General features: G+C 66.3%; 21 protein-coding genes and 1 tRNA gene. 14 read left to right on the forward strand and 8 right to left on the reverse strand.

What is annotated here, in order from left to right; all coding sequences use genetic code 11:
- Positions 1-2 precede the first annotated feature (2 nt).
- The 7 genes from RHOOR92_RS0115460 to rsmD form a co-directional block, all read right to left on the reverse strand.
- Complete coding sequence (locus RHOOR92_RS0115460) at positions 3-1,037, reverse strand: TMEM43 family protein (protein WP_027490659.1); 1,035 nt, start codon at positions 1,035-1,037, stop codon at positions 3-5.
- Positions 1,037-1,909, reverse strand: a complete 873-nt coding sequence (locus tag RHOOR92_RS0115465; protein ID WP_027490660.1) for an MBL fold metallo-hydrolase — start codon at positions 1,907-1,909, stop codon at positions 1,037-1,039. Before RHOOR92_RS0115465 ends, RHOOR92_RS0115460 begins: the two co-directional genes overlap by 1 nt.
- A gap of 166 nt (positions 1,910-2,075) precedes the next feature.
- Complete coding sequence (gene ggt, locus RHOOR92_RS0115470) at positions 2,076-3,800, reverse strand: gamma-glutamyltransferase (protein WP_027490661.1); 1,725 nt, start codon at positions 3,798-3,800, stop codon at positions 2,076-2,078.
- Positions 3,797-4,057 carry a YfhL family 4Fe-4S dicluster ferredoxin gene (locus RHOOR92_RS0115475; protein WP_007511409.1) on the reverse strand — a complete coding sequence of 87 codons (261 nt, stop codon included), beginning with the start codon at positions 4,055-4,057 and terminating at the stop codon, positions 3,797-3,799. The genes ggt and RHOOR92_RS0115475 overlap by 4 nt, the downstream gene beginning before the upstream one ends.
- Before the next feature lie 94 nt (positions 4,058-4,151).
- A complete protein-coding gene (locus tag RHOOR92_RS0115480; RefSeq protein ID WP_007511410.1) occupies positions 4,152-4,655 on the reverse strand; it encodes a hypothetical protein in 504 nt (167 codons plus the stop codon).
- Complete coding sequence (gene coaD / locus RHOOR92_RS0115485; protein WP_015448529.1) at positions 4,648-5,187, reverse strand: pantetheine-phosphate adenylyltransferase; 540 nt, start codon at positions 5,185-5,187, stop codon at positions 4,648-4,650. The genes RHOOR92_RS0115480 and coaD overlap by 8 nt, the downstream gene beginning before the upstream one ends.
- 43 nt (positions 5,188-5,230) lie before the next feature.
- On the reverse strand, positions 5,231-5,812 hold the full coding sequence (gene rsmD / locus RHOOR92_RS0115490) for a 16S rRNA (guanine(966)-N(2))-methyltransferase RsmD (protein ID WP_007511412.1): 582 nt from the start codon (positions 5,810-5,812) through the stop codon (positions 5,231-5,233).
- Positions 5,813-5,901: 89 nt separating this feature from the next.
- Between rsmD and ftsY the strand changes: the two genes are divergently transcribed.
- The 7 genes from ftsY (at position 5,902) to RHOOR92_RS0115525 (ending at position 11,991) form a co-directional block, all read left to right on the forward strand.
- Positions 5,902-7,056 carry a signal recognition particle-docking protein FtsY gene (gene ftsY / locus RHOOR92_RS18855; RefSeq protein WP_081660251.1) on the forward strand — a complete coding sequence of 385 codons (1,155 nt, stop codon included), beginning with the start codon at positions 5,902-5,904 and terminating at the stop codon, positions 7,054-7,056.
- 23 nt (positions 7,057-7,079) lie between these two features.
- Complete coding sequence (locus RHOOR92_RS0115500) at positions 7,080-8,147, forward strand: hypothetical protein (RefSeq protein ID WP_007511414.1); 1,068 nt, start codon at positions 7,080-7,082, stop codon at positions 8,145-8,147.
- On the forward strand, positions 8,144-9,205 hold the full coding sequence (mutY, locus tag RHOOR92_RS0115505; RefSeq protein WP_027490662.1) for an A/G-specific adenine glycosylase: 1,062 nt from the start codon (positions 8,144-8,146) through the stop codon (positions 9,203-9,205). Before RHOOR92_RS0115500 ends, mutY begins: the two co-directional genes overlap by 4 nt.
- Before the next feature lie 53 nt (positions 9,206-9,258).
- Positions 9,259-9,537: an oxidative damage protection protein gene (locus tag RHOOR92_RS0115510; RefSeq protein ID WP_015448534.1), complete on the forward strand. Its 279-nt coding sequence runs from the start codon at positions 9,259-9,261 to the stop codon at positions 9,535-9,537.
- Between the two features lie 81 nt (positions 9,538-9,618).
- Positions 9,619-9,694, forward strand: a tRNA-Phe gene (locus RHOOR92_RS0115515).
- Positions 9,695-10,117: 423 nt separating this feature from the next.
- Entirely contained in the window at positions 10,118-10,858 is a 741-nt protein-coding gene (locus tag RHOOR92_RS0115520) for a PEP-CTERM sorting domain-containing protein (protein ID WP_027490663.1), read from the forward strand.
- Positions 10,859-11,283: 425 nt separating this feature from the next.
- Positions 11,284-11,991 carry a hypothetical protein gene (locus tag RHOOR92_RS0115525; RefSeq protein ID WP_015448549.1) on the forward strand — a complete coding sequence of 236 codons (708 nt, stop codon included), beginning with the start codon at positions 11,284-11,286 and terminating at the stop codon, positions 11,989-11,991.
- Between the two features lie 206 nt (positions 11,992-12,197).
- Here the strand turns inward: RHOOR92_RS0115525 and RHOOR92_RS0115530 are convergent, their stop codons facing one another.
- Positions 12,198-13,046, reverse strand: coding sequence for a hypothetical protein (locus RHOOR92_RS0115530; RefSeq protein WP_231378408.1), 849 nt, complete (start codon positions 13,044-13,046; stop codon positions 12,198-12,200).
- A 513-nt stretch (positions 13,047-13,559) separates the two neighbouring features.
- Here RHOOR92_RS0115530 and RHOOR92_RS0115535 point away from each other — a divergent pair.
- From RHOOR92_RS0115535 to prsT, 7 genes are all read left to right on the forward strand, one after another.
- Positions 13,560-14,615 carry a hypothetical protein gene (locus tag RHOOR92_RS0115535; RefSeq protein WP_027490664.1) on the forward strand — a complete coding sequence of 352 codons (1,056 nt, stop codon included), beginning with the start codon at positions 13,560-13,562 and terminating at the stop codon, positions 14,613-14,615.
- A gap of 628 nt (positions 14,616-15,243) precedes the next feature.
- Complete coding sequence (locus RHOOR92_RS0115540; RefSeq protein WP_027490665.1) at positions 15,244-16,053, forward strand: PEP-CTERM sorting domain-containing protein; 810 nt, start codon at positions 15,244-15,246, stop codon at positions 16,051-16,053.
- A gap of 279 nt (positions 16,054-16,332) precedes the next feature.
- Entirely contained in the window at positions 16,333-17,259 is a 927-nt protein-coding gene (locus tag RHOOR92_RS0115545) for a ThiF family adenylyltransferase (RefSeq protein ID WP_231378409.1), read from the forward strand.
- A gap of 121 nt (positions 17,260-17,380) precedes the next feature.
- Positions 17,381-18,655: a UDP-N-acetylglucosamine 2-epimerase (non-hydrolyzing) gene (gene wecB / locus RHOOR92_RS0115550; protein WP_231378410.1), complete on the forward strand. Its 1,275-nt coding sequence runs from the start codon at positions 17,381-17,383 to the stop codon at positions 18,653-18,655.
- Between the two features lie 67 nt (positions 18,656-18,722).
- Positions 18,723-20,804, forward strand: coding sequence for an XrtA/PEP-CTERM system histidine kinase PrsK (prsK, locus tag RHOOR92_RS0115555; protein WP_015448555.1), 2,082 nt, complete (start codon positions 18,723-18,725; stop codon positions 20,802-20,804).
- Entirely contained in the window at positions 20,801-22,162 is a 1,362-nt protein-coding gene (gene prsR / locus RHOOR92_RS0115560; RefSeq protein WP_027490667.1) for a PEP-CTERM-box response regulator transcription factor, read from the forward strand. The genes prsK and prsR overlap by 4 nt, the downstream gene beginning before the upstream one ends.
- Positions 22,152-25,007, forward strand: a complete 2,856-nt coding sequence (prsT, locus tag RHOOR92_RS0115565) for an XrtA/PEP-CTERM system TPR-repeat protein PrsT (protein ID WP_231378411.1) — start codon at positions 22,152-22,154, stop codon at positions 25,005-25,007. Before prsR ends, prsT begins: the two co-directional genes overlap by 11 nt.
- Positions 25,008-25,018 lie beyond the last annotated feature (11 nt).

Here is a 25,018-nt window from a genome sequence, read left to right on the forward strand (position 1 = left end):
ATTCAGCGCGCGCGGCGCAGCCGCCAGCCGGTGAGCAGCAGGCCGCACAGCGCCAGCGCCAGCCAGCCGAACATGGTGCGCGTATCGTCGCCGAGCCACAGCACGCTGGCCACGATGCCCACGACCAGGGCGCCCAGGCCCAGCGCCAGCAGCGGGTCGCGCCGGTCGCGCTGGGTCGCCAGCAGCACGAACGCCCCCAGCGAAGCCAGCAACACCGCCAGGACCCGCCAGCTCAGCACGAACTCCGGCGGCACCGGCAAGTCCGGAAAGATGTCCAGCACCGGCACGTCGCCGACCTGCACGACGTAACCCTTGCCGTCGGCGGCATCGGTGGCCGCCACCAACCGGTCGCCGTCGATGCGTCCGACCACGGTCAGCTGCTGCAGCGGCACCTCGTTCCAGCTCACCCGCACGTCGCCCAGGCGCGGGTCGCCCGGCCGCGCGCTGGTCACCAGGTAATCCTGGTAGCGGCTGAAACTGGCCGCCAGGTTCGCCGGCAGCGCGCCGGGATCGGGCGTGACCCGCTGCGTGCCCGGTATCGCATGCAGCAGCACCGGCCCCAGCTCGAACCCGCCCAGCCGCACCAGGCCGGCGTCGAACTGCTTGCCGCTGAGCGGGAAGCTGGCCGGGTTCGCATGGCCCTGCGGCTCCTCGAAATGGCCGGCATCGAGCAGGTGGTCGACCCAGTCCAGTTCGTAGTGCACGCCGCTGCCGACGCGCACCTCGCGCCACTGGAACATCTCCACGTGGCGCACCAGCACCGGGGTATCCGCCCGCAGGTTGAAATCCGGATCGCGCGGCGCCTCCACCACGGTCGGCGTGCCGACCACGCGCGCCATCGCGCCGTGCTGGCCGCCGCTCGGCGGCGAGTTCGTGCCGAGGTCAATCACCTCGCCGCCGTGCAGGCTGGCCACCGCGCGGTAGTTCAGCAGGCTGCGCGCGGTAGTCGCCACCAGGCCGATGCCGGCCAGCACCAGCAAGGCGCCGACGACGTTCAAGGCCAGCGCCTGCAGGGAGACCCCTTTGCGCCGTACCATCAGGCCGCTCCCGCCTGATGGTACGGCGGCATGCCGCGCACGACCTGCTGCTCGTCGGCCGTGCCGAAGCGGCCGCGCTCGTCGCGACTCACCCGTGCCAGCGCGCAATCGTGGTCGTGCGTGAAGAACAACCGCACGTCGCGCGCCAGCTTGTCTTCCAGGAACACGCGCTTCTCGTCGATCAGCTTCTCCGGCCAGCGGTCGTAGCCCATGGTGATCGGCAGATGCACCCAGAAGCGGCCCGGGATCAGGTCGGCGCAGAACACCACGCCGCCGACTTCGGCCAGCATCAAGCCCGGCGTATGGCCGTCCGAAAAGAAGAAGCGCACCGACTTGCCCAGCGTCCGCGAATATTCGCCCTCGACCAGCTCCAGCCGGCCGCTGGCCTGCAGCAGCGGCTGCAGCTCGGGCACGAACGAGGCGCGGTCGCGCGGGTGCGGGTGGGTGGCGCGATGCCAATGCTCCGCGCCCACCACGAAACGCGCGTTCGGGAACAGCAGCCGCGGCGGCTGGCCGTCCTCCCATGCCGCCAGCAGGCCGCCGGCATGGTCGAAGTGCAGGTGCGACAGCACCACCACGTCGATGTCTTGGTGAGAAAGACCCACTTCGGCCAGCGAATCCAGCAGCACATGCTGCGGCTCGACCACGCCATAACGTTCGCGCAGCGCCGGCTCGAAGAACGCGCCGATACCGGTCTCGAACAACACGTTGCGGCCGTCCAGGCCCTTCACCAGCAGACAGCGGCAGGCCAGCGGAATGCGGTTCTCTGCGTCCGGCGCGATCCAGCGCGACCACAGCGCCTTGGGAGCGTTGCCGAACATGGCGCCGCCGTCCAGTTGCTGCGAATTGCCGGGCAGGGACCAGAGTTCCATCTCAGATACCTCGCGTTGCCGACGGATTCGCCGGGAGCGAATCCGGACGCCGCAGGCGGCCCCGCGCAGCGCGCGGGGTGAGGCCCACGGATGGGCCGAACCACATGGCGCCGCCATCGAGTTGCTGCGAGTTGCCGAGTATCGAGAACAGTTCCATGGCCCGACCTTACTGCACCTTGCCCAGCCCCGACGGCCGCCGTGGGTCGCTGGCGGCGTCGAGCTTGTTGGCCTTGCGGTCCCAGGTCACCACGTTCATGAAGCCCCACGACTCGCGCGGCTTCAGCGTGTAGCCCATCTTCGTCAGCGCCTCGTCGGTGGCGGCGTCGAACGTGCCGTCCTCCACCATCACCACGTCCGGCAGGTACTGGTGGTGGAAGCGCTTGTGCGCGGCGATCTGCTGCGCGCTCTCGCCGTCGATGAAATGCAGGATACCTTCCAGCACCTGGGTAATGATGGTCGAGCCGCCGGGCGAGCCGATCACCGCGGTGCGCTCGGCACCGATCACGATGCTGGGCGACATCGACGACAGCATGCGCTTGCCGCCCCTGGGCGCATTCGCCGCGCTGCCAAGCAGGCCGTACACGTTGGGCTTGTTCGGCACCAGCGCGAAGTCGTCCATCTCGTCGTTGAGCAGCACGCCGGTGCCGGCGGCGACGAAGCCCGAACCCATCGTGTAGTTCACCGTGGAGGTCACCGCAGCCATGTTGCCGTCGGCGTCGATGATCGAGAAATGGGTGGTGTGCATGCCAGGCTCCGGCGCCTCGGCGCGCGGCAGCATCGACGACGGCGTGGCCTTGTCCGGCAGGATGCTCTGGCGCAGGCCGGCGGCGTAGTACGGCGACAGCAGCATGTCCAGCGGCATCTGCACGAAATCCGGGTCGCCCAGGTAGTCGTTGTGGTCGCGGAACGCGCGGCGCATCGCCTCGACGATGTAGTGCACGCGCGTGGCGGCATCCATCTTCGTCAGGTCGTAGCCGGACAGGATGTTGAGGATCTCGGCGATCGCCACGCCACCGGACGACGGCGGCGGTGCGGTGATGATCTGGTAGCCGCGATAGTCCACGCTGATCGGCGTGCGCTCCTTCGCCTGGTAGTTGGCCAGGTCGGCCAGCGTCCAGTTGCCGCCGGCGGCGTGCACCGCCTTGACCAGTTTCTGCGCGGTCTCGCCCCGGTAGAAGCCGTCGCGGCCGTGCGCAGCGAGCAGCTCCAGCGTGCGTGCCTGGTCCGGGTCGCGCCAGGTCGCGCCCTCCGCCGGCGGCTTGCCGCCCGGCAGGTACTTGGCGGCCGAGGCCGGCCAGCGCTTGAGGTCCTTCTGCGTGCCGGCGATCGCGCCGCGCAGGCGCTCGTCCGGCTGGAAGCCGTCGCGGGCGATGCGGATCGCCGGCGCCAGCGACTGTGCCAGCGGCAGCCGTCCGTAGCGGCTGGACAGCAGCACCAGTCCGGCCGGCTGCCCGGGAATGCCGGCCGACAGCGGCCCGCGCAACGCGGTGTCGCGGTTCGGGCTGCCGTCCGGGTTGAGGTAATCCTTCGGGTTCACCGCCGCCGGCGCGGTCTCGCGCGCGTCGATGAAGATGTTGCGGCCGTCCTTCGCCCGGTGCAGCACGGCCATGAAGCCGCCGCCGGTGCCGGAACTCTCCGGTTCCACGATCGACAGCGTGGAGGCGACCGCCACCGCCGCGTCGAACGCATTGCCGCCCTTGGCCAGCACTTCGAGGCCGGCTTCGGTGGCATGGAAATTCGCGCTGGCGACGGCCGCGTGGCCGGGGCGCAGTGGCGCGACAGGGGTCGCTGCGGTCGGCGCCGCCGACGGCGCGCCGTCGGCGGCGAACGCCGCGCTGCCGGCCAGCAGAAGGCTCAGCGAGAGCACTGCCCAGTTCAGGGAAAACCTCATGCCGCGGACTCCTTCGCCATCAGCTGGCGATACTTGAGTTCAAGCTGTTCACGCGATTCGACGTGGTCGGGGTCGCTGACGATGCATTCGACCGGGCACACCACCACGCACTGCGGCTCGTCATGATGACCGACGCACTCGGTGCACAACGCGGGGTCGATCACGTAGAACTCCTCGCCCAGCGAGATCGCCTTGTTCGGGCAGGCCGGTTCGCAGACGTCGCAATTGACGCAGGTGTCGAGGATCTTCAGGGACATGGGATCGAAACAGAAGCGAGGGAGCAGTAGCGGGAAAGGCGAGGAGGCGAAGCCGCCTCTCCCAGCCCACTGCTCTCCACTCGCTCCGGCTTTCTCACATCGCGACGAAACGCACCGTGGCGCCGGTCGGCTTCAGCACGGCATCGACGCGCTGCTGGTCAGCCTGGTCGCCGATGAACAGGATGATCACGTCCTTGAACGAACCGGGCTTGGCATCCTTGAACGCCGCGACCACCAAGTCGGCGGTCTTGGCCGAATCCGGACCGGCGAACACCAGCATGTTGCCCGGCAGCACGCCGCGCGCCACGGTGTCCTGCACGTTCGACAGCTGGCGGCCACGACCGGCCACCGCCTCCTCGGAATCGCCGGCCGGCACCAGGTACGGGTACGGACGGTCGGCCTTCATGCCCTGCATGTTGTTCTGCACGATCTGGCCGAGATAGGCGTTCCACGCCTTGGTGTCGTTCGGATCGGTCGGCTTGGTCGCCTGCTGGCTGGCCTGCTGGCCGGCCTGCTCGGCGGATTCGTGCTTGCCGCAGGCGCTCAAGGCCAGACTGGCGGTCAGCGCGAGGGCAGCGATGAGAACGAACTTACGCATGGTGGTCACCTTCCGTTTCGGGTTGCTTGTTGTGGCCGGTCCGGCCCTTCTGCCAGCGCTGCCGCATGGCCTGTTGTACCGCCGGATGCACGAAACCGGAGATATCGCCGCCGAGGCGGCCGATCTCGCGCACCAGCGAGGAGGAGATGAAACTGTATTGTTCCGCCGGCGTCAGGAACAGCGTCTCGGCCTGCGGAATCAGATGCCGGTTCATGCTGGCCAGTTGGAACTCGTATTCGAAGTCCGACACCGCGCGCAGCCCGCGGATGATCACGCCGGCGCCGATATCCTGCACGAAGGTGGCCAGCAGGCAGTCGAAGCCGCGCACCTCCACGTTCGGCAGGTCGGCCAGCGCCAGCCGCGCCAGGGTGATCCGCTCGCCGATGCTGAAGCCGGGCCCCTTGCTGGAACTGTCGGCCACCGCCACCACCACCTTGTCGAACAGCGGTGCCGCCCGCGTCACCAGGTCGGTATGGCCGTTGGTGATCGGATCGAAGGTGCCCGGATAGACGGCCAGGCGCGGATTGCCCAATGGTTTGCTCACAAGACGGAGGAAGGCGGTAGCGGAATTGACCCTAGCTTAACGGAAGCGCGCGCCGATAGAGCGCAAAGCGCACCTCGCCGGCCTGGCCTTCGCGATGCAACTGCCAGTTCGGCGGCAGCGCCGGTGCGGGGCCGCGCGGCGACTCCACGTAGATCCAGGCCCGCGCGGCGAGCCAGCCACCCTGCTCCAGCTGCCGCGCCAGCGCCGGCCACAGCTCCAGCGCGAACGGCGGATCGAGGAACACCAGGTCGCAGGGCTGTGCCGTGCCGCGCAGGAACGCCTCCGCCTCCAGTGCCGCCACCTGGCCGCCGTCGGCCTTGAGCCGCGCCAGATTCGCGCGCAACGCCTGCGCCGCGCGCGCATCGCGCTCGACGAACTGCACGGCGGCCGCGCCGCGCGACAGCGCCTCGATGCCGAGCGCGCCGGTACCCGCGCACAGGTCCAGGCAGCGCGCGCCGTCGATCACCGGCGCCAGCCAGTTGAACAGGGTTTCGCGCACCCGCTCGGCGGTGGGGCGCAGGCCGGGCAGGTTCGGCACCTCCAGCCGCGAATTGCGCAGGCTGCCGCCGATGATGCGGATGCGCCCCGGCGCGGCCCGGCGCATGTCGTTCATGCCGCCGTGCCCTCGGCGAACGGACCCTCAGCGGGCAGTACGGGTTGGGGTGTTAGCATGCCGCCCATTGTCTTCGAATCACGCCCGCAATGCTCAAGTTCTGGAAGAAAAAGCCCGCTGAAACGGGGCCTGCCGACAAGGAGGAGAAGCACGCCGTCGTCGTGACAACCGCCGACGCCGTCGCACCGGAGAGCGGCGATGGCCCCCTGCACGAAGCGCTGGCAGAAATCGCCGCGCCGGCGGAAACCCAGCTCGAAACCGAACGCTTCGCGGTGCCGGCCGGCGATGACGTCGCCGAAACGGCGACCCCGGCCAGGCGCAGCTGGCGCGAACGGCTGTCCGGCAGCGCCTTCGCGCGCAGCCTCGGCTCGCTGTTCGTGCGTCACCCGAAACTCGACGACGACCTGCTCGACGAACTGGAAACCGCCCTGATCAGCGCCGACGTCGGCATCGAGGCCAGCACCGAGCTGGTAGAGAGCCTGCGCAAACGCATGCACAAGCGCGAGTTTGCCGACGCCCCGACGCTGCTGGCTGCGCTGCGCGAGGCGTTGCTGGCCCTGCTCAGGCCGGTCGAGCAGCCGCTGCAGGTGGCCGGCCGGCAACCGTTCGTAGTGCTGGTGGTCGGCATCAACGGCGCCGGCAAGACCACCACCATCGGCAAGCTGGCGCGCCGCTGGAGCGATGAGAAACGCGCGGTGATGCTGGCCGCCGGCGACACCTTCCGCGCCGCCGCGGTCGAGCAGCTGAAGACCTGGGGCGAGCGCAACGCGGTGCCGGTGATCTCGCAGGGCCAGGATGCCGACGCCGCCAGCGTGATCTTCGACGCGCTGCAGGCGGCACGCTCGCGAGGTGCCGACGTGCTGATCGCCGACACCGCCGGCCGGCTGCACACCCAGGGCGGCCTGATGGACGAGCTGGGCAAGATCGCCCGCGTACTGAAGAAGCTCGATGCCGACGCGCCGCACGAGGTGCTGATGGTGATCGACGGCACCACCGGCCAGAACGCGGTCAGCCAGGTGCGCCAGTTCCGCCAGATCGTCGGCGTCACCGGGCTGGTGGTGACCAAGCTCGACGGCACCGCCAAGGGCGGCGTGGTGTTCGCGCTGGCGCGCGAGTTCGGCCTGCCGATCCGCTTCGTCGGCCTGGGCGAGAGCGCCACCGACCTGCGCGTGTTCGAAGCCGCGGCGTTCGTCGACGGCCTGCTGCCGGCCAGCCTCGGCGGCGAGGCGCCGGGCCATGACTGAACCGCAATGGCGGAGCTGAGCGCATGTCGCGCCGACTGCGGCTGACCCTGCTGGCCCTTGGCGGCGTCGCGCTGACGCTGCTGCTCGCCGCGGTGATCGCGGTCTACATCCTGCTGCAGCCGGAGCGCTTCACCCGCATGCTGCAGACCCAGGCGCGCAGCGCCGGGCTCGAACTGAACCTGGCCAGCCCGGCCAGCCCGACCCTGTTCCCGCGACCGGCACTGGACCTGGACGGCATCACGCTCAATGCCGCAGGCGCCGGCGCGCCGATCCTGCTGGCTGCGCACGGCCAGCTGGTGCTGCCGTGGCATACCGTGCTCGGCGGCCCCACGGTGATCTCGCAACTGCAGATCGAATCGCCGCGGGTCGACCTCGACGCGCTGCAGGACTGGCTCGCCGTGCTGCCCGCGCAAGCCGAGGGCGCGCCGCCGAACATCCCGCGCATCGACACCGGCGTCAGCATCAGCCGCGGCAGCGTGGTGCGCGGCAACCAGGTGCTGCTCGGCAATGTCTCGCTCGAAGCCGGTAGCCTGATTTCCGGCCAGCCGTTCCCGCTCGCGCTGTCCGCCGTCACCGCCGCCGGTACGCCGCTGCGGCTGCGGCTGTCCGCCACGCCGCGCATCGAGGGCAACGCGCTGCAGCTCAACAACATCACCCTGCACCTGTCGCAGGGCAGCACCACGACGCTCGCGCTCACCGGCCAGGCACGCTGGCACGGCGCCGCCGACGCCGCCGCCAGCCTTGCCGGCAAGCTCGACCAGGCCAGTGCCGGCCAGTACGACGTCTCGCTGCAGCTGACCCCCGCCGACCAGAGCAACCCACTGCTGCTCACGCTGAAACTCGACGGCCCCGCCAACCACGCCGATCTGCGCCTGCCGCCGCTGGCGCTGGCGCACTGGTGGAGCCAGCTGGGCGACCCGCAGGGGCCGCAATTGAGCGTGCCGCCGGGCAGCGGCCATGCCGAGATCGCGCAGCTCGACGCCGGCGGCATCCATATCGAGGGTCTCGCCATCCGCGCCGGCGACGCCGTGCCCGCGCCGGCCGGAACGGTAGCCGCACCGGCGAAACCCGCCGGCAAGAAGCAGCCATGAATGCATCCCTGGCCCCCCGCCTGCTGCGCTGGTTCGACCAGCACGGCCGCAAGGACCTGCCATGGCAACGCGCACTCGATGACGGCCGGCGCGACGCCTACCGCGTGTGGCTGTCCGAGGTGATGCTGCAGCAGACCCAGGTCGCCACCGTGCTCGGCTACTTCGAGCGCTTCGTCAACGCGCTGCCCACCCTGCGCGCACTGGCCGCTGCCGACGAGGACACCGTGCTGGCGCTGTGGTCGGGCCTCGGCTACTACCGCCGCGCGCGCTTCCTGCATCGCGCCGCGCAGCTCTGCGTCGAGCGGCACGGCGGCGAACTGCCGCGCGACTTCGACGCGCTGGCCGCGCTGCCCGGCATCGGCCGCTCCACCGCCGGTGCGATCCTGGCACAGGCGCACGGGCTGCGCTTCGCCATCCTCGACGGCAACGTCAAGCGCGTGCTGGCGCGCCACCACGGCATCCACGGCTACCCCGGCGACAGCGCAGTGGAAAAGCAGCTGTGGCAACACGCCGAGGCGCACACGCCGGCCGCGCGCGTCGCCGACTACACCCAGGCGATCATGGACCTGGGCGCCACCGTCTGCGTGCGCGCGCGCCCGCGCTGCGCGGACTGCCCGCTGGCCGCCGACTGCGTCGCCCGCCGCGACGGCCTCATCGCGCAGCTGCCCGGGCGCAAGCCGGCGAAATCCATCCCCACCCGCGCCACCGTGATGCTGGTCCTGCGCGACCGCCGCGGCCGCGTGCTGCTGGAGCGGCGCGGTCCGCAAGGCGTGTGGTCCGGCCTGTGGAGCCTGCCCGAAGCCAGCGACCCGGACGGCGCCTGGCGCCTCGCGCAGCAGCACGCGCGGATCGACGACGCGCAGGCGCTCGCCCCGTTCACCCACGTCTTCAGCCATTACAAGCTCGCCATCGAGCCGCTGCTGTTCGACCACGCGACAGCGCAGCGCGGCATCGCCGATAATCCGCAGCTGCGCTGGTGCGACGCCGACGAACTGGGCGCACTCGGTCTGCCCGCGCCGGTGCGCAGCCTCCTGCTGCAGATCAACGACAAGCCTTGAGCCGCCCCGCAAGCTGCACGCCGCATCGCGACCGCCCCATCAGGATCCGAACCATGAGCCGTACCATCCACTGCGCCAAGCTCGGCACCGACGCCGAAGGCCTCGACTTCGCCCCCTGGCCCGGGCCGCTCGGCCAGCGAATCTACGCCGAGATTTCCAAACCCGCCTGGCAGCAATGGCTGGCCCACCAGACCACCCTGATCAACGAATACCGGCTCAACCCGCTCGACCCGAAGGCTCGCAAGTACCTCGGCGAACAGATGGAGAAATTCCTGTTCGGCGGCGACTTCGACCATGCCGCCGGCTTTACCCCGCCCAACCTCGAGTCTTGACGAAAAGCCGTGCATTCGGTCTAATGCGCGGCTCCACGCATCATCGGCAAGCTTCATCGCTGCCCTGATTGCCAGGTTCCCGGCCGGGTAGCTCAGTTGGTAGAGCAGGGGATTGAAAATCCCCGTGTCGGCGGTTCGATTCCGTCCCCGGCCACCATTTCATGCGGGTTTCCAGCCATCGGCTGACGCGCTTCGCATCTGACTGGGCGCTGCCAGTCTCCCCCGCTGTTCCGCCAGCCCCCGGGCCCGTCCTCTTGGGGTACAAAAACCGGGCGTGCCCCACGTGCGCGATACCGACTGGGTCCGCCTGCCCCACCTGTTCCTCACTTCAGGAAGTTCCCCCCGCAACGGGCGGGATCGGGTCACGAGCGCACGCCAGATTCGGGTATTTCTCCGGCAGCAGGCGAAAGCAGCCATCGCCCATGCTGCGTCCGGAAAATCGTCGGAGAACCTTACATTTTTCGGCGTGTAACCCACTCGCGGACGATCAGCCCTCTGATCTACAAGCCATTTCGTTTTTGGCATAGGTCGTGCTCTCAAAACGTGCCGGGGGGCTTTCATTTCGACGGAGGCACTACACATGAACCTGCTGACAAGACGTTGGAGTACGGCAATCCTCGCGGGGCTGTTCGCTGCCGGAATGATCGGGGCCGCGCACGCTTCGACCACCACCTTCGCCGGGCAGGACGATGGTGCGCCCACGACCGGCCCATTCACCAACTCGGACGCCGCCCAGACCAGCTTCCTCGCCGCGGCATCCGTGTTCGGCCCCACCCACACGATCACCTATGAGAGCCTGGCCACCGGCTACTATTCACCCATCGCCGCCGCGCCGGGGGTGTCGATCACCCTGACCGGCCCGGATTTTGGGTCCGGGTTTTCGGGGATCAGCAACACCACGTTCGGCAACCTCTACGGCTTCAATACGACCTCCGCTGGCAGCCAGTGGCTCGGCTTTGCCGGAGGCTCGGCCACCTTCAACTTTGCCACGCCGACGTATTCCTTCGGGACGTTCCTGACCGGTCTGCAGACAACTTTCAGCGGCACCAACGCCCTCCAGGTCACCTTCAACGACGGCACCAGCCAACTCTTCACGCCGGCGATCAACGTGGACGGGGGAGCCGCGTATTTCGGCTTCACCGACACGTCGCCGTTCAGCTCCCTCACGCTGACCAACTTGACCACCGACGCCTGGGGTATCGACGACACGACATACAACGGGCGTTCGACCTCCGTGCCGGAGCCTGGCTCCCTTGGCCTGTTGGGCATTGGGGCGCTGCTGATCGGGGCGTTCGTGGCTTTGCGTCGCCGCTTTGCCTGAAGCGTTGCTGGGTTCGACTTGGATAAGCCCCCCGGCAACGGGGGGTGTGCTTTTGTGCGACGCGCAGTGCCGAGTCTGGTCGCATGCATGAGCAGGTGCGCAGGTGGCCCGTCCGGACACTGCATGGCGTCGCAACAGGGTCATATCCTGGTCGGCCGCCTCCATTTCCGGGTGATAGGGGAAAGGAGGGCGTTTCATGTCGCCAGCGGCGGGATTGTCGGAAAACCTTACAAAGCTACAGTATTTATGGATGGAAACTGATAAAAAACGCAATAAAATAAATAACTTGCGAGTTTGGCCCGAAGTGTGCTTATAAAAAACTGCTAGTGAGGTGTGCTTGCTGGTAGCGACGAATACCAGGCATTCGAAAAATCCCGGACTGCCTGGCTACGGATGATGACAAGTCTCGATGGGAGTCAAACAACATGAAAAGAATCCCGGCTCTGACAGGCATTGCCCTGGTAGCACTGACGGTGCTGCCCTTGCAGGTTGCCGCGACCCCCATCTCGACCACCATTGCCCTGAACACCGTTTTTTCTGGAAACACACCGGATGGCCCTGCGCCCTGGCTCATTGCCGAGTTCACGTCCTCGACGGGTTCGAACACGGGAACGCTGGTACTGTCCTCCCACACGACCGGCCCGGATTTCATACAGGGCCTGAGCAGTCAACAGTCCACCGTCGGCTGGGCCTTTTATCTCAATCAGGCGATCTCCCTCTCTGGCGCCACCTGCACCGCCGGTACTTGCGCGGACCAGGGCGCGTCGTACAAGGCCGGTGGTTTCAATACGGGCCCGGTGCCGGGCATGTTCAACCTTGCCTTCGGCTGGTCGCAGGGCAACCGGTTCATGATCGGGGATTCGGCGACCTATGCTTTGACGTTCACGAGCCCGCTGACCGGGAATCCGTTTGTGGAGAACGACAGCAATTGGTCATCGGTGGCGCACATCCAGGGCATCGCCAACAACTGCAGCGGCTGGATCGTGTCGGGGGACGGAACCGGCGCCGAGGGCAGCGGGCCCTGCGGCGACCCTCCGCCGGTGACGGTGGCGGAGCCCGGCGAGCTGGGCATGCTCAGCCTCGGCCTGTTGTTTGTCGGACTGTTGCTGGGTCTGCGTCGGCGTTACAGCTGACCGGCCCGCTTGTGTGAAGTCAGGCGCAGGCGACGCGAGAGCCTGCCGGGGCGTAGCGGGCCGATCATGGTCGCCGCGGCGGCGCCAGTCAGGCGCGGACGCCCCGTTCCTCGCCGGGCCACCGACTTCTGCGCGCAGGGCTCCTTCGCCGAGGGAACCCTACTTCCGATTGGCTCACATCCTCGCATCAGCGAGGACACCTCAACCTAGGCTGCCGACCAGGCGAGACCGCGGCCCGCCAGACCGGTGCCGGCCGTCCGGCACGGATCAATACCGTAGCTGGCTTTCAAAAGGCCCGCGATCAGGGAACCACGCAGCTGCTCGGGCTCAAACGCGAAGCGATGCGAGAACTTGCTGGCGGGCAGTGGATTGTCACGCGCATCAGCGAGACCTCGTGGCAACTCGTCTTTCGCCAGCCCCTCAATCAGGCGAAGGCGCAAGGGCACCACGGGATTGTTCCGCACCATGGGGTAGCTTGTCGGTGGCGCGAATTGCTCGAAGCCGTAACAACGCACGTAGAACTGGGCATGCCGCGGATGCACACCGATGACGATGTCAGTCACGCCGATGTGCAACCCATAGTGCACGGCCCAGCGCATCATGCTGAACAAGGCCGCGACACCACGTGATGCGCACTGGCGACGATCCGCCAGCATCCCCACCTCCAGCAGGCGACGCCCTTTTCGGCGCAGTTCACCCAGAGGTCCCGCATATACGCTGTCCAGCGCGAGCCCCTTGGGGTTGTCACGAAACAGCGTCATCGTATAGCCGACTTCCGCTCCTTCTGCTCCCCATATCACGCATGCATGCTGTCCCACGGCAGAGGGAGCGGCATGCAGGCCATACGGGTTTTCGTCAATCAGCCCCATTTGCGTATAGCGCTCATATACCAATCGCCAGGCCGATTCAACCTGTTCAAGACTGGTCGCGCAGGAACAAGGCTGTTCATTGCCGCGCACTGTTGAACGATTGAGACGCGCCGTAATGTCGACAACTGTCTCGGGCATTTCTGCCGATCTGATTATATTCATGTTCCAATCGCCGATCAGGGACACGTTGTTTCAAGGCATACTGCTTTCTTGGCAACACGGAGTTGGCTCCGTATTTGTCGACGTCGTCCCAGACGGGTATCGGTGCTGTGGGTGTGTCATCACCACGCAACCTGCAGCGCAGCGGCCGTTTAGATGCAACGTACCGCGGACTGGGTCCGATTGTACAACCTCGGGTACGATGGTTGTGTGAACGGCGTCGCCATATGCACAAGCCCCCAGGAGCCCGGATCGGCCCCAATCCACGTCGAAATCGGCAACGGGGCATCGACACGCCGGGCAGCCGCCACCAGCCCGCGTGCCCCGGCCTTGAGCTTGAAGCGCGGGTGGAAGCGGCAGTGGATTTCGGTGGCGAATCGACTTTCCGAGTCGAACTAGACTGGTTTCGCTTCTTGAAATGGCCTATTTTGGTACATGCTTTTATCCATGAATAATATGCTTGTGCGGGCAAGCTGATTGCCAGCCCCACAAAACCGTAATCGGCCGAAATCAGTTGCCATATCGGGACAGACGCGAACCGTGGACCGGTATACGAAAACTGGCATTCTTTGTGCAGGCATCGCCGCGCCCTCGGCAGATAATTCGCAGCCGTGGCGTTTCGAATGGCGCGGCGACGACCTGGACCTCCGAATCGACGCGAGCCGTAGCGGCCACGTATCCGATACCCGATATGTCCTCAGTGACCTGGCCGCCGGCGCGTGCCTGGAAAACATGATCATCCACGCCGGGTCGCTAGGTTATGTGGCGGACCTGCAGCCCTTCCCGCAACCCGACGACGAGCTGTGGGTCGCGCGCATCCGTTGGCGCCGCGACCGGGAGCGCGCCCTCCCCGAGCCGCTGGCTGCTGCCATCGAGCAGCGTCACACCGATCGCCGTTTCCCTTGGCGCGGCCCGATCACCACCGCTACCCAGGCGCGCCTGGACGCCCAAGCCCGGCTGATTCCAGGACAGCGGCTCTGGTGGCCACAGACAGCGCGTGAGCGAAATGCCGCACGAAGCGTCATCAGGCAGGCCGAGACGCTGCGTTTCAAGAGCCCGACGCTGCACGCGGAACTGTTTTCGAGTATCCGCTTTGCCGCTGGCTGGCACACCACCTGCGAGGAAGGCCTGGCCCCAATGACACTCGCCGTGGAGCCACCGTTGCGCCCGGCCTTTCAGGCGATGCGTCGCCCCGCGGTGATGAGCGTGCTCAATCGGCTGGGCGCGGCGTCGGTCCTAGGGTGGCGCTCGGCCTGGCTGCCCATCCGGCTGTCGCCGGGACTCTGTCTGCTCGTCATTCCGTCCACGGCGCGATCCGATGTACTCGCCGGTGGCCGCGCCTTGCAGCGCGTGTGGCTTCAGGCCACCCTCGATGGGCTGTCGGTCCAGCCGTATGCGGCGGCGGGAGTTCTCAGCCTGGCGTTCGTACCCGTCGAGCCGGCCTTTCAGCAGACGCTCTCGCGCCTGGGCTCGGCCCTGCACGACCTGCGCGCGCCGGGGTACGGCCTCGTGTTCCTGCGGCTTGGCCATGCGCAATCCGCACCGCGTGATCGTAGTGGGCGGCGAGCGCCCGCAAGTTTCGGCGCTTTCCCATAGGGGCCACGCGCGATATGCGTTTGTGCGCGATGGCCTCAGGCACTGCGCGACCTTGTTCCTCGCCATCCGCTACGGCCTGCCGCAGGCACCCGGCGATGGGGCGTCGAAACAAAAACACGCCGGCCGCGTCTTCCGTTGCCCTCGGGTTTCACATCCCGAGGGCAACGGACATGCCTGTGTCGAAATCCTTTACAAACGCGGCTTGCAGTCGGCACCACCGAATAAACTGTAACTGAAACAAATTGTTACAGTCATGCCGGGCTGCACGGACACCCGGCGGAACAGCCGAGAAACTGGTTCGGCGGTAGGCCCCAAGGGACGGCTTGCTACTTAAACCCGTTTTTATTCAAGAAGTTAAAGCCATGCTGATGAGGCGGACGCCGACGACACGATGGCGGAGACATCTGGTTGAAGCACACGTAGCCTTGTGCATGGGCTGGCGCGGCACAGCGCCGGAATGTCTTACAAATATTGAGTGAACTCGCCAGCTCTGAATAAATAACTAAATAAAAAACAGCATGTTATATCCATGGCATGCCTGTTGCTTTGAGAACCCTGCAGGGCAACGTCAATCGGGGCGCCACAGCCGTTGCGATTGTCTGGGTTGGTTCTCGATGGAGGAAAAATCATGTTGAAGAAGAAAAGCATCGGAGTCGCACTCGCATGCGCGCTGGCGCTGGGTGCATGGAGTGGGTCGACGCTGGCGACGCCCATCAACGTGAACGGCGTCCACTGGGATAGCAGCAATCAGTTCGACCTGACATTTCAGTCGCTCAATCTCCGCGAAACGCCGGTTTCGATAGTGGGCGACATGCTGCACGGCTACGGGCAGATCGGCTCGATCAACGGAGTCAACAGCTTTTGCACGGGTTGCGACCTCACCTTCACGTTCACCTACACGGTAAAAAGCATCATCGGCAACCAAGTCGCGTTCAACATGGGAAGCTTCCAATTTTACACGCAGGCTGCCGGTAGCTTCGACTTTGGTAACCCCACCTCGGTCGGCGGTACGCCGTGGCTGACCTTGATCGGCCATACCGCTCCGCGTGCGGGCTTTGCAGATCCCTCCGCGCAGCTTTACGCCATGGTTAACGGCACCATCAGCGCTCCGACGGCAGGCTCCGGCGGATTCGGCTTGGTCGATGCGACGGGAGGCCCGGCGAAGTTCTTTGTCAACACCAACAGCATTGCTGACGGCATCGGCGGTTTTGCGGATTTCAACCTCGCTTCGTCGTTTAGTTTCTTCCCGTCTAGCAACTGCTCAACCGTCACTACCAACTTGAGTCTCATCTGCAGCTATCCGATCGAGGGCAACGGTAGTTTGGTCGGCAGGTCCACAGTACCCGAGCCGAACGAGATGGGCCTGCTGGGCCTTGGCTTGGCCTTCTTGGGCTTGCTTGTCGGGCGGCGCCGCAAAGAGACTGAAGGGCGCGTATAGAGCACGCACTTCATGCATGCGGTTTAACGATTGATGGCGCCGCTTCTCGCGAAGCGGCGCCATTGTCCGTACGTTTGCGTTGAACCGGTTGGCTGGCCGCGTAGCGAGTTGTCCTTCAAGCGGCGACCGCCATTTGAGCCGCAAAACCAAGCCATGGGGTGGTTCGGGACCACCTGACCGGCACCACCTCCCGGCTCGGTCATTCCCTAATTTGTCCAACCAACGCCGCAGCCCGGCGCCCGGCAATGTTTCCAAGCGAGCTGGTGTTACCGTAATGGCTTGGCAACGGCTTTACGCAATCATGCCGAGGGCAGATGCCTCATGATGTCTGATGCACCGGACACAACTGGGCCGTTCGACTACGCCACGGCATTCAGCCGGACGATCGGCTGGATCACCAGGGCCGAGCAGGCGAAGCTTCGCTCCAGGCGCGTGGCGATCGCCGGACTCGGCGGCGTTGGCGGCAGCCATCTGCTGACCCTGACCCGACTCGGCATCCAGTCGTTCAACCTCGCCGATCTCGACCGATTCGGCACGGAAAATTTCAACCGCCAGGCCGGGGCGTTCCTGTCGACTGTGGGCCAGCCCAAGGTCGACGTGGTATCCCGGATGGCGCGGGACATCAATCCGGATCTGGACATCAACAAGTTCCCCGGCGGCGTCACCGTCGACAACATGGAGCAGTTCCTGTCGGGGGTGGATCTGTACGTCGACGGACTGGATTTTTTCGTGCTCGATATCCGCGCCAGGCTGTTTGCCCTGTGCGCCGAGCGCGGCATTCCGGCGATCACCGCGGCGCCGTTGGGCATGGGCGCCGCGGTACTGGTGTTCCTGCCGGGGCAGATGACATTCGAAGAGTATTTCCGGCTGGAAGGGAAAACACTCGACGAGCAATTGCTGCGCTTCATGGTGGGCTTGGCGCCCGCCGTGCTGCATCAAGGCTATCTGGTCGACCCGTCGGCGGTGGACCTGGTCAACCATCGGGGACCATCGACGCCCATGGCCTGCGAAATCTGCGCCGGGATAGCCGGCACCCAGGCGCTGAAGATCCTGCTGGGCAGGGGCAAGGTACTCGCGGCGCCCCACGGCCTGCACTTCGATGCCTACCGCAACAAGCTCGCCCGCACGTGGCGACCGGGGGGCAACAACAATCCGCTGCAACGCTTGCTCCTGTCCGTGGCGCGCCGCCGTTTCATGCGCCGGTAAGGGGCCCATTGGCGAGTCACTTTTTGGTTTTCCCGCATGACCCGATACAGGGGAATCTCCCCGATGGACTCGACCCGCCAGCGGCGAAGTTACGACGGCGTGAACGCCGAACAACGCGCAAATGCAGATACCCGCAAGCAAGCCGGTTTACTCACGCAAAACCACGCCGGCATGCGGCAACGTCTTGCTACACTCAAGCCACCACGGAACCGGGGGGTGTCCCGTCATGCAGCGGCTCAGGATTGATTTGATCGCCGCCGCGCGACCCAATTTCATGAAGGTCGCGCCGCTGTTCCACGTGCTGCACGAACAGCCGTGGTGCCGCCTGCGACTGGTACACACCGGCCAGCATTACGACCAGAACATGTCGGAGGCTTTTTTCCGTGACCTGAAGTTGCCGCCGCCGGACCTGCACCTGGGCGTGGGCAGCGGCAGCCACGCGAAACAGACCGCCGACGTGATGCTCGCCTACGAAGAGGCCTGCGCTGCGGATCGGCCGGACCTGGTCGTGGTGGTCGGAGACGTCAATTCAACGATGGCCTGCGCCCTGGTCGGCGCGAAGCTGCACATTCCGATCGCGCACCTGGAGGCCGGGTTGCGCAGCGGCGATCGCCGGATGCCCGAGGAAATCAACCGGCTGGTGACCGACACGCTGGCGGACATCCTGTGGACGCCGTCGCCGGACGCGGACGAACACCTCGCCGCCGAAGGCGTGCCACCGGAAAAGATCACCCGCGTCGGCAACATCATGATCGATTCCTACGAACTCATGCGTGAGCGCATCGACGCCAGTGGGGAGCGGCGCCGACTCGGGCTGGAGAACCATGCATACGCGGTGGTGACCCTGCACCGCCCCTCCAACGTGGACACGCCCACGCCGCTCACGGCGCTGGTCGACCAACTGATCCGCATGGCGGCCAGATTGCCGCTGGTGTTTCCGGTGCACCCGCGCACCCGCAAGAATCTGGAAGCCTTCGGCCTGTGCTCGAAACTGGCCGACGCGCCCAACCTGCAAGTCATCGAGCCGCTCGGTTACGTGGATTTCATGAACCTGGTCTGCGGTGCGCACCTGGCCATCACGGATTCGGGCGGCATCCAGGAGGAAACCACCTATCTCGGCATACCCTGCCTGACACTGCGCACCACGACCGAGCGGCCCATCACGATCACGGAGGGCACCAACCGGTTGGTGACTGCCGCCGGGCTGGTACCGGCGGTGGACGAGATTCTCGCCGGCCGCTGGCCGCAGGGACGCAAGCCCCGACTCTGGGACGGACATACCGCGGCACGCGTTGCGGCCGACATTCGCCGTCGCCTGCTGCGCGCACCGCCCCACGTCGCCGAAGCAACAGCAGTTCCCGCAACCGCCCACCAGCGTACGCGGGGCAATGCCTGAATCCGGGAGCGGACATATGCCCGATTGAGCGCAGACAACCGCGTTGCACGTCGGGGATCGTCCAGATATGCACGTCATCATCATCGCCAGTTACCTGACCGCCGCCGCCGCGTTTCTCGTCGGTACGGCACTGCTGGGCGCCGGTTGGCGCGGTCAGCGCACCGGGGCCTTGCTGGTCCTGGCCACGATGATCTCGATCCTGTGGGGCGTGTTTCTGGCTTACGCCGAGTGGCAGCGCACGGTGGCGGTCCACTGGATACTGCTGGCCGAGGTTCTGCACTACGGCGCCTGGATCGTCTTCGTAAGCGCCCTGTTCAGCACCTGGCCGATGTCCGGCATGCTGCGTGGCCTGCACGTCGTCGCGCATGCACTCTGGGTCGTGCTCGCGCTCTACTGCCTGGGGCCGCTGACGGGTTTGGCGCAGGCAGCCGGGTTGCCGTTCAGTGTCAACGTACCGCTGGTCGGCGTACTGGTGCTCGCCCTCACCGGATTGGTGTTCCTCGAACAGATCTACCGCAACGTGCAACGGGAACAACGCTGGGCGCTCAAGTTTCTGGTGATCGCGCTCGGCCTGCTGTTCGCCTACGGCATCTTCCTGTATTCCTACGCGGTGCTCTACCGGCAGTTCAACGCCAGCGCATGGGCGGCGCGCGGCTTCATCGATGCCCTGCTGGTGCCGCTGTTGCTGGTGGCGGCGGCGCGCAACCCGCAGTGGTCGCTGGATGTGGGGGTGTCGCGACGCGCGGTGTTCTATTCCACCAGCCTGCTGGTGGTCGCGCTGTACATCATCGCCACGGCGATCGGCGGTTATTACGTGCGCTTGTACGGGGGCGACTGGGGCCGGGTGGCGGAAATCACGCTGGTCTGCTTCGCGCTGTTGCTGGTGCTGTTGATCGCATTCTCCGGCCAGGCGCGCTCGCGTCTGCGGGTATTCCTGCACAAGAACTTCTTCAGCTTCCGCCACGACTATCGAGAGGAATGGCTGCGCCTGACCGCGACACTGTCCGCCGGCGACACGGAGTTGCCGCAGCGCGCGGTGCACGCGATCGCGCAGATCATGGACAGCCCGGCCGGCGCCCTGTTCACGCGCGACGACGCCGACGACTTCGTGGCGGAAGCGCGCTGGAACATGCCAACGCCAGCCGGCCTGAAGCTTCCGGCCAGCGTGCCGGCGTTCGGGCTCATGCAGACGCGCCGGTGGATTTACGACTTGAGCGAACCGCCGCCGCTGGGCGACGAACAACTGCGGGCGCCGGCCGAATTGACCGGCCTGCCGCACGCCTGGCTGCTGGTGCCACTGGTGCTGGAAGACCGGCTCGTCGGTTTCGTGGTGCTGGCGCATGCACGCGCGCGTCGCGCGTTCGATTGGGAGGACATCGACCTGCTGCGGGCAGCCGGCAGCCAGGTGGCCGGTATCCTGGCGCAGGCGGTCGATGCCCGGCGCCTTGCCGAGGCGCGCCAGTTCGAAGGCTTCAACCGGCTCACCGCGTTCCTGATGCATGACCTCAAGAACCTCGCGGCCCAGCAATCGTTGCTGCTGCAGAACGCCGAGCGCCACCGGCACAACCCGGCGTTCGTGGATGACATGCTCGCGACCGTAGCCAATTCGGTACAGCGCATCTCGCGCCTGCTCGAGCAGTTGCGCGGCGATGCAGCGCCGGCCAGACACGGCCGCGTGCCACTGGCGGCGGTGCTCGACAAGGCGCTCGACGAGTGCCACGCGCAGTCGCCACGGCCGCAGTACCTGCCGGCCACGGATGAGCTGTGGGTGCAGACAGATACCGATCAGCTGGCCACCGTGCTCGGGCACGTGATCCGCAACGCCCAGGATGCAGCGCAGGCCCACGGCCATGTCACGCTGAGAGTCAGGCACGAAACCGGGCATGCCACCATTGAAATCGAGGATGACGGAGCAGGCATGGACGAGGATTTCATCCACAACCGGTTATTCAAGCCGTTCTTCACCACCAAGGCCAGCAAGGGCATGGGCATCGGCGCCTATCAGGCTCGCGCTTACGTGCACTCATTGGGTGGAACGATGCGTGTGGACAGCACCCCCGGCCAAGGCAGCGTATTCACGATCCAGCTGCCGCTGGCCGAACCCGCCGGGGCCGCCGTGGTGACCGGCAAGCCGCAGGCCGCGCCATGAGTCAGAAGCAGCGCTGCCTGTTGATCGTCGAGGACGATGTCGGCCTGCAGCGCCAGCTGCGCTGGAGCTTCGAGGATTACGACGTGGTCATGGCCGGTGATCGGCCGACCGCGCTCGCCCTGCTGCGCCGCCATGAACCGGCGGTGGTGCTGCAGGACCTGGGCTTGCCTCCCGACGCCACCGGTACCACCGAGGGCTTCGCCACGATCGCGGAAATCCTGCAGGACGCACCGCACACCAAGATCGTCGTGGTCACCGGCAACGGCGACCGTGGCAACGCGGTCAAGTCCATCGGCTGCGGCGCCTACGATTTCTGCTCCAAGCCACTGGAACTGGAAGTCCTGCGCCTGATCGTGGATCGCGCCTTCCGGGTGCATGAGCTGGAGGCCGAGAACCGCAAGCTCAGAAGCCAGTCGTCCACGGTGCTCGAAGGCATCATCGGCAGCAGTGAAGCCATGCTCGACGCCTACCGGCTGATCGAGAAGGTCAGCCCTTCCAGCGCCACCGTCCTGCTGCTCGGCGAGACCGGCACCGGCAAGGAGGTGTTCGCGCGTGCGGTGCACCGCCTGAGTACGCGGCGCGACGGGCCGTTCGTGGCAATCAACTGCGCGGCCATTCCTGAAACCCTGCTGGAAGCCGAGCTGTTCGGCCACGAAAAAGGCGCCTACACCGGTGCGCACAAGCAGACCAGGGGCAAGATCGAACTGGCCGTCAACGGCACCCTGCTGCTCGACGAGATCGGCGACATGCCGTTTGCGCTGCAGGCCAAACTGCTGCGGTTTCTGGAGGAGCGGGTGGTCGAGCGCATCGGCGGCCGCGAACTGATTCCGGTGGATGTGCGCATCATCTGCGCGACGCACCAGGACCTGCCCGCGCTGATCAGCGCAGGGCGCTTCCGCGAGGATCTGTTCTACCGCGTCAGCGAAGTGACCATCCGGCTCCCGCCGCTGCGTGAACGCGCCGGCGACATAGCGCCCCTGGCACGGCATTTTCTCGAGCAGGCGGCCAGCCGCCACGGCCGCGCAGTCCATGGCTTTACTGCCAAGGCGCTCAGGGCCATCGAGGCGTGTCCGTGGCGCGGCAACGTGCGCGAGCTGGAGAACGCCGTCAACAGCGCCGTCATCATGGCGGACGGGAAGCAGATCGACCTGGAAGAGCTGCGTCTTGGCGCGGCCGGCAGTGATATTCTGGACCTGCGCCAGGTACGAAACGATGCCGAAAAACGGGCGATCCAGCGGGCCCTGACCCAGGCTGGCGGCAACCTCTCGCATGTCGCGGGCCTGCTCGGGATCAGCCGCCCGACGCTCTACGATCTTCTGGACAAGCATGGCTTGAAAAAGCCTGCCGATGCAGATTGACCCCGCGCGCCGCGCGTGGCGAACTGAGGGTGACGATATGCGCTTGATCAGGTTGAACACGCGGGTCGTTCGTTGCGCCCTGGCGCTGTTGTGCGCCGCCTTGTCACTGGGCGGCTGCGGCCTTGGCAGCCGACACGGCAGCGTCGAGGCCGGCGCCAGATACCAGGCCAACGGGGAATATCGCGCGGCGTACATCGAGGCCAAGAAGGTCCTGCAACGCGATGCCAAGAACGGCGAGGCCTGGCTGCTGCTCGGGCAAGCTTCGCTGATGCTCGGCAATCCAAAGGACGCCCTGAGCGAACTGCAGAACGCCGAGGCGAACGGGGTGCCGGCAGAACGTTGGGCGGTACCCATGGGCCGGGCGCTGCTGATGACACGCCAATACGACCAGTTACTCGCAACCCTGACTCCCGACAAGCCCTACGAGGCCGCCACCAAAGCGCGTGTAGCCGTGCTGCGGGGCGACGCCTATCGCGGACTCAGGCAGTTCGACCAGGCCCGGCAGGCGTACATGGCCGTGCTGTCGGGGGACCCGAAGAACCCGGGTGCGCTGGTGGGACTGGCCCAGTTGGCGGTCATCGCCGGCGATCCGGATGCCGCCGGCAAGTACGTGCAGCAGGCATTGGCCGCCGCGCCAGACAATCCGCAGGTCTGGGTGACGAAGGGCGATCTGGCGTTCGACAACGCCGATTTCGCCGGTGCCGAAGCGGATTACCAGAAGGTGATGGGCTTCAAGAACCCCGACTGGCTGCCGCAAGAGCGCTTCTACGCCTTGGCCCGGCTGGCCAACGCACAGGCGCAGCAAAGCCAGTTCGACAAGGCGCTGGCCAACATCCAGACGCTGGAAAAAATGTTGCCGCAGCACCCGTACCTGCACTACCTGCGCGCCGTGGTGCTGTACAAGCAGGGTCATCTGGACGACGCCGTTTCCGAGCTTCAGCAGGTGCTCAAGGTGTCCCCGGACAACGCCCAGGCGCAACTGCTCATGGGCGCGGTCAACTACGCGCAAGGCAACTACAGCCAGGCGGAAATGTACCTCAGCAACGCCATGGGCATGGACCAGAAAAACGTCAATGTGCGCAAGTTGCTGGCGCTCACGCTCTACCGTGAAGGCCGCTCGCGCCAGGCGCTGGACATGCTTCGACCGGCCGTAGCGGGCGCACCGTCCGACGCCGAGCTGCTGGCGCTGTTGCAGAAATCTGCCGCCACGAATGCCCGTTCACCGGGGACGGTAGCCGCCGCAACCAGTGCAGGCACTCCGTCCGACACCCTGTTTGCACGCGCCGGCAACGCCATCGCGGGCGGAAATGAAGCGGAAGCGATCAACCTGCTGCAGGATATTCCTGCGGGCAGTAGCTCCACCGAGGCGCGGCGCAACAGCCTGCTGGTCATGGCCTACGTGCGCGAGCAACGCCCGGCCGAAGCGGTCAAGGTGGCGGCCGCCTATGCGTCCAGCAATCCGCGCGACAGCGCCGCGCGCCTGCTGTACGGAACCGCGCTGGTCGCGGCCAGTCGGCGCCCCGAAGCACGCGCCCAGTACGCCGAGGCCTTGAAGCTGGACCCGGAAAATCTTGCCGCGCTCCTGAGCTTGGGTGGCCTGGATTCACTGGAGGGCCATCACGAAGCTGCTGCCAGCCGCTACGCAACGGTATTGAGAAAGGACCCGCGCAACGTGGCGGCGATGACCGCGCTCGGCCAGCTCGCCGCGCTGCAGGGTGACAGGGCGGAAGCCGCCAAGCGATTCAAGCAGGCCATCGACACGGCGCCGAAGTCCCCCACCGCGTATATCGCACTGGTGGTGCTATACGGCGAAGACGGCAAATACGACGAAGCAGTGAGCACGGCCAAACAGCTGGTAGCTGCCAGCCCCGACAACCCGGCGGCACTCAATGCCCTCGGGGCGGCGGAACTCAATGCCGGCCATCACGGCGAAGCGTTGAAAGTGCTGCAGCAAGCCGTGAACTTCGCGCCGCAGGTGCCGTTGTACCGCACCAATCTGGCGCGTGCACAGATCCTCGGCAAGGATACGAAGGCTGCCGCAGGCAATCTTGATGCGGTGATCAAGGCCGATCCGGGCCAAGTGACGGCGGTGGTCCTACGGGCGCTGCTGAAATCGCAGGACCATGATCTGGCGGGCGCCACTGCGCTCGCGCAAATGCTGCAGAAGCAACCTGCCACCAAGGCAGCGGGCTTCACGCTGGAAGGCGACTTGTACATGGCGAACAAGTCCTATCGCGAAGCCGCCCAGGCCTACCAGCAAGGACTGAAGCTGCAGTACGACCGGCCACTGGTGGTCAAGAGCTTCCTCGCGCTGAACGAAAGCGGCGCCAACGCTCCAGAAGGCGTACTGCGCGACTGGTTGGCCAAACATCCGGACGACAACGCCACCCACCTGCTGTTGGCCGACTACTACCTGAAGCACACGCAGAACGCGCTGGCTGCCGCGCAGTACGAGCAGGTGTTGAAGACCGATCCGTCCAGCATCGACGCACTCAACAACCTCGCCTGGATTTACACGGAGCAAAACAATCCCAAGGCGCTGGCACTGGCGGAGCGAGCCTACAAACTGGCGTCTGGCTCGCCGGGCATTGCGGACACCTATGCCTGGGCGCTGGTCGCGCACAACCAGCCAAGGACCGCGCTGCCGATCCTGCTGCAAGCGGCCAAGGCAGCGCCCAAGGCACCGGCGATCCAGTATCACCTGGCCGTGGCCCAGGCGCGCACCGGCGACCATGCCGGCGCGCGAAGCACGCTGGTGGCGCTGCAAAAATCCGGTGCCGATTTCCAGGGCAAGCCGGCCGCGGAGAAGTTGTATCGCGAGTTGACCGGCGCCAGCGCCAAGTAGGTGCAAGCTAT

Source organism: Rhodanobacter sp. OR92, assembly GCF_000427545.1.
GTDB lineage: Bacteria > Pseudomonadota > Gammaproteobacteria > Xanthomonadales > Rhodanobacteraceae > Rhodanobacter > Rhodanobacter denitrificans.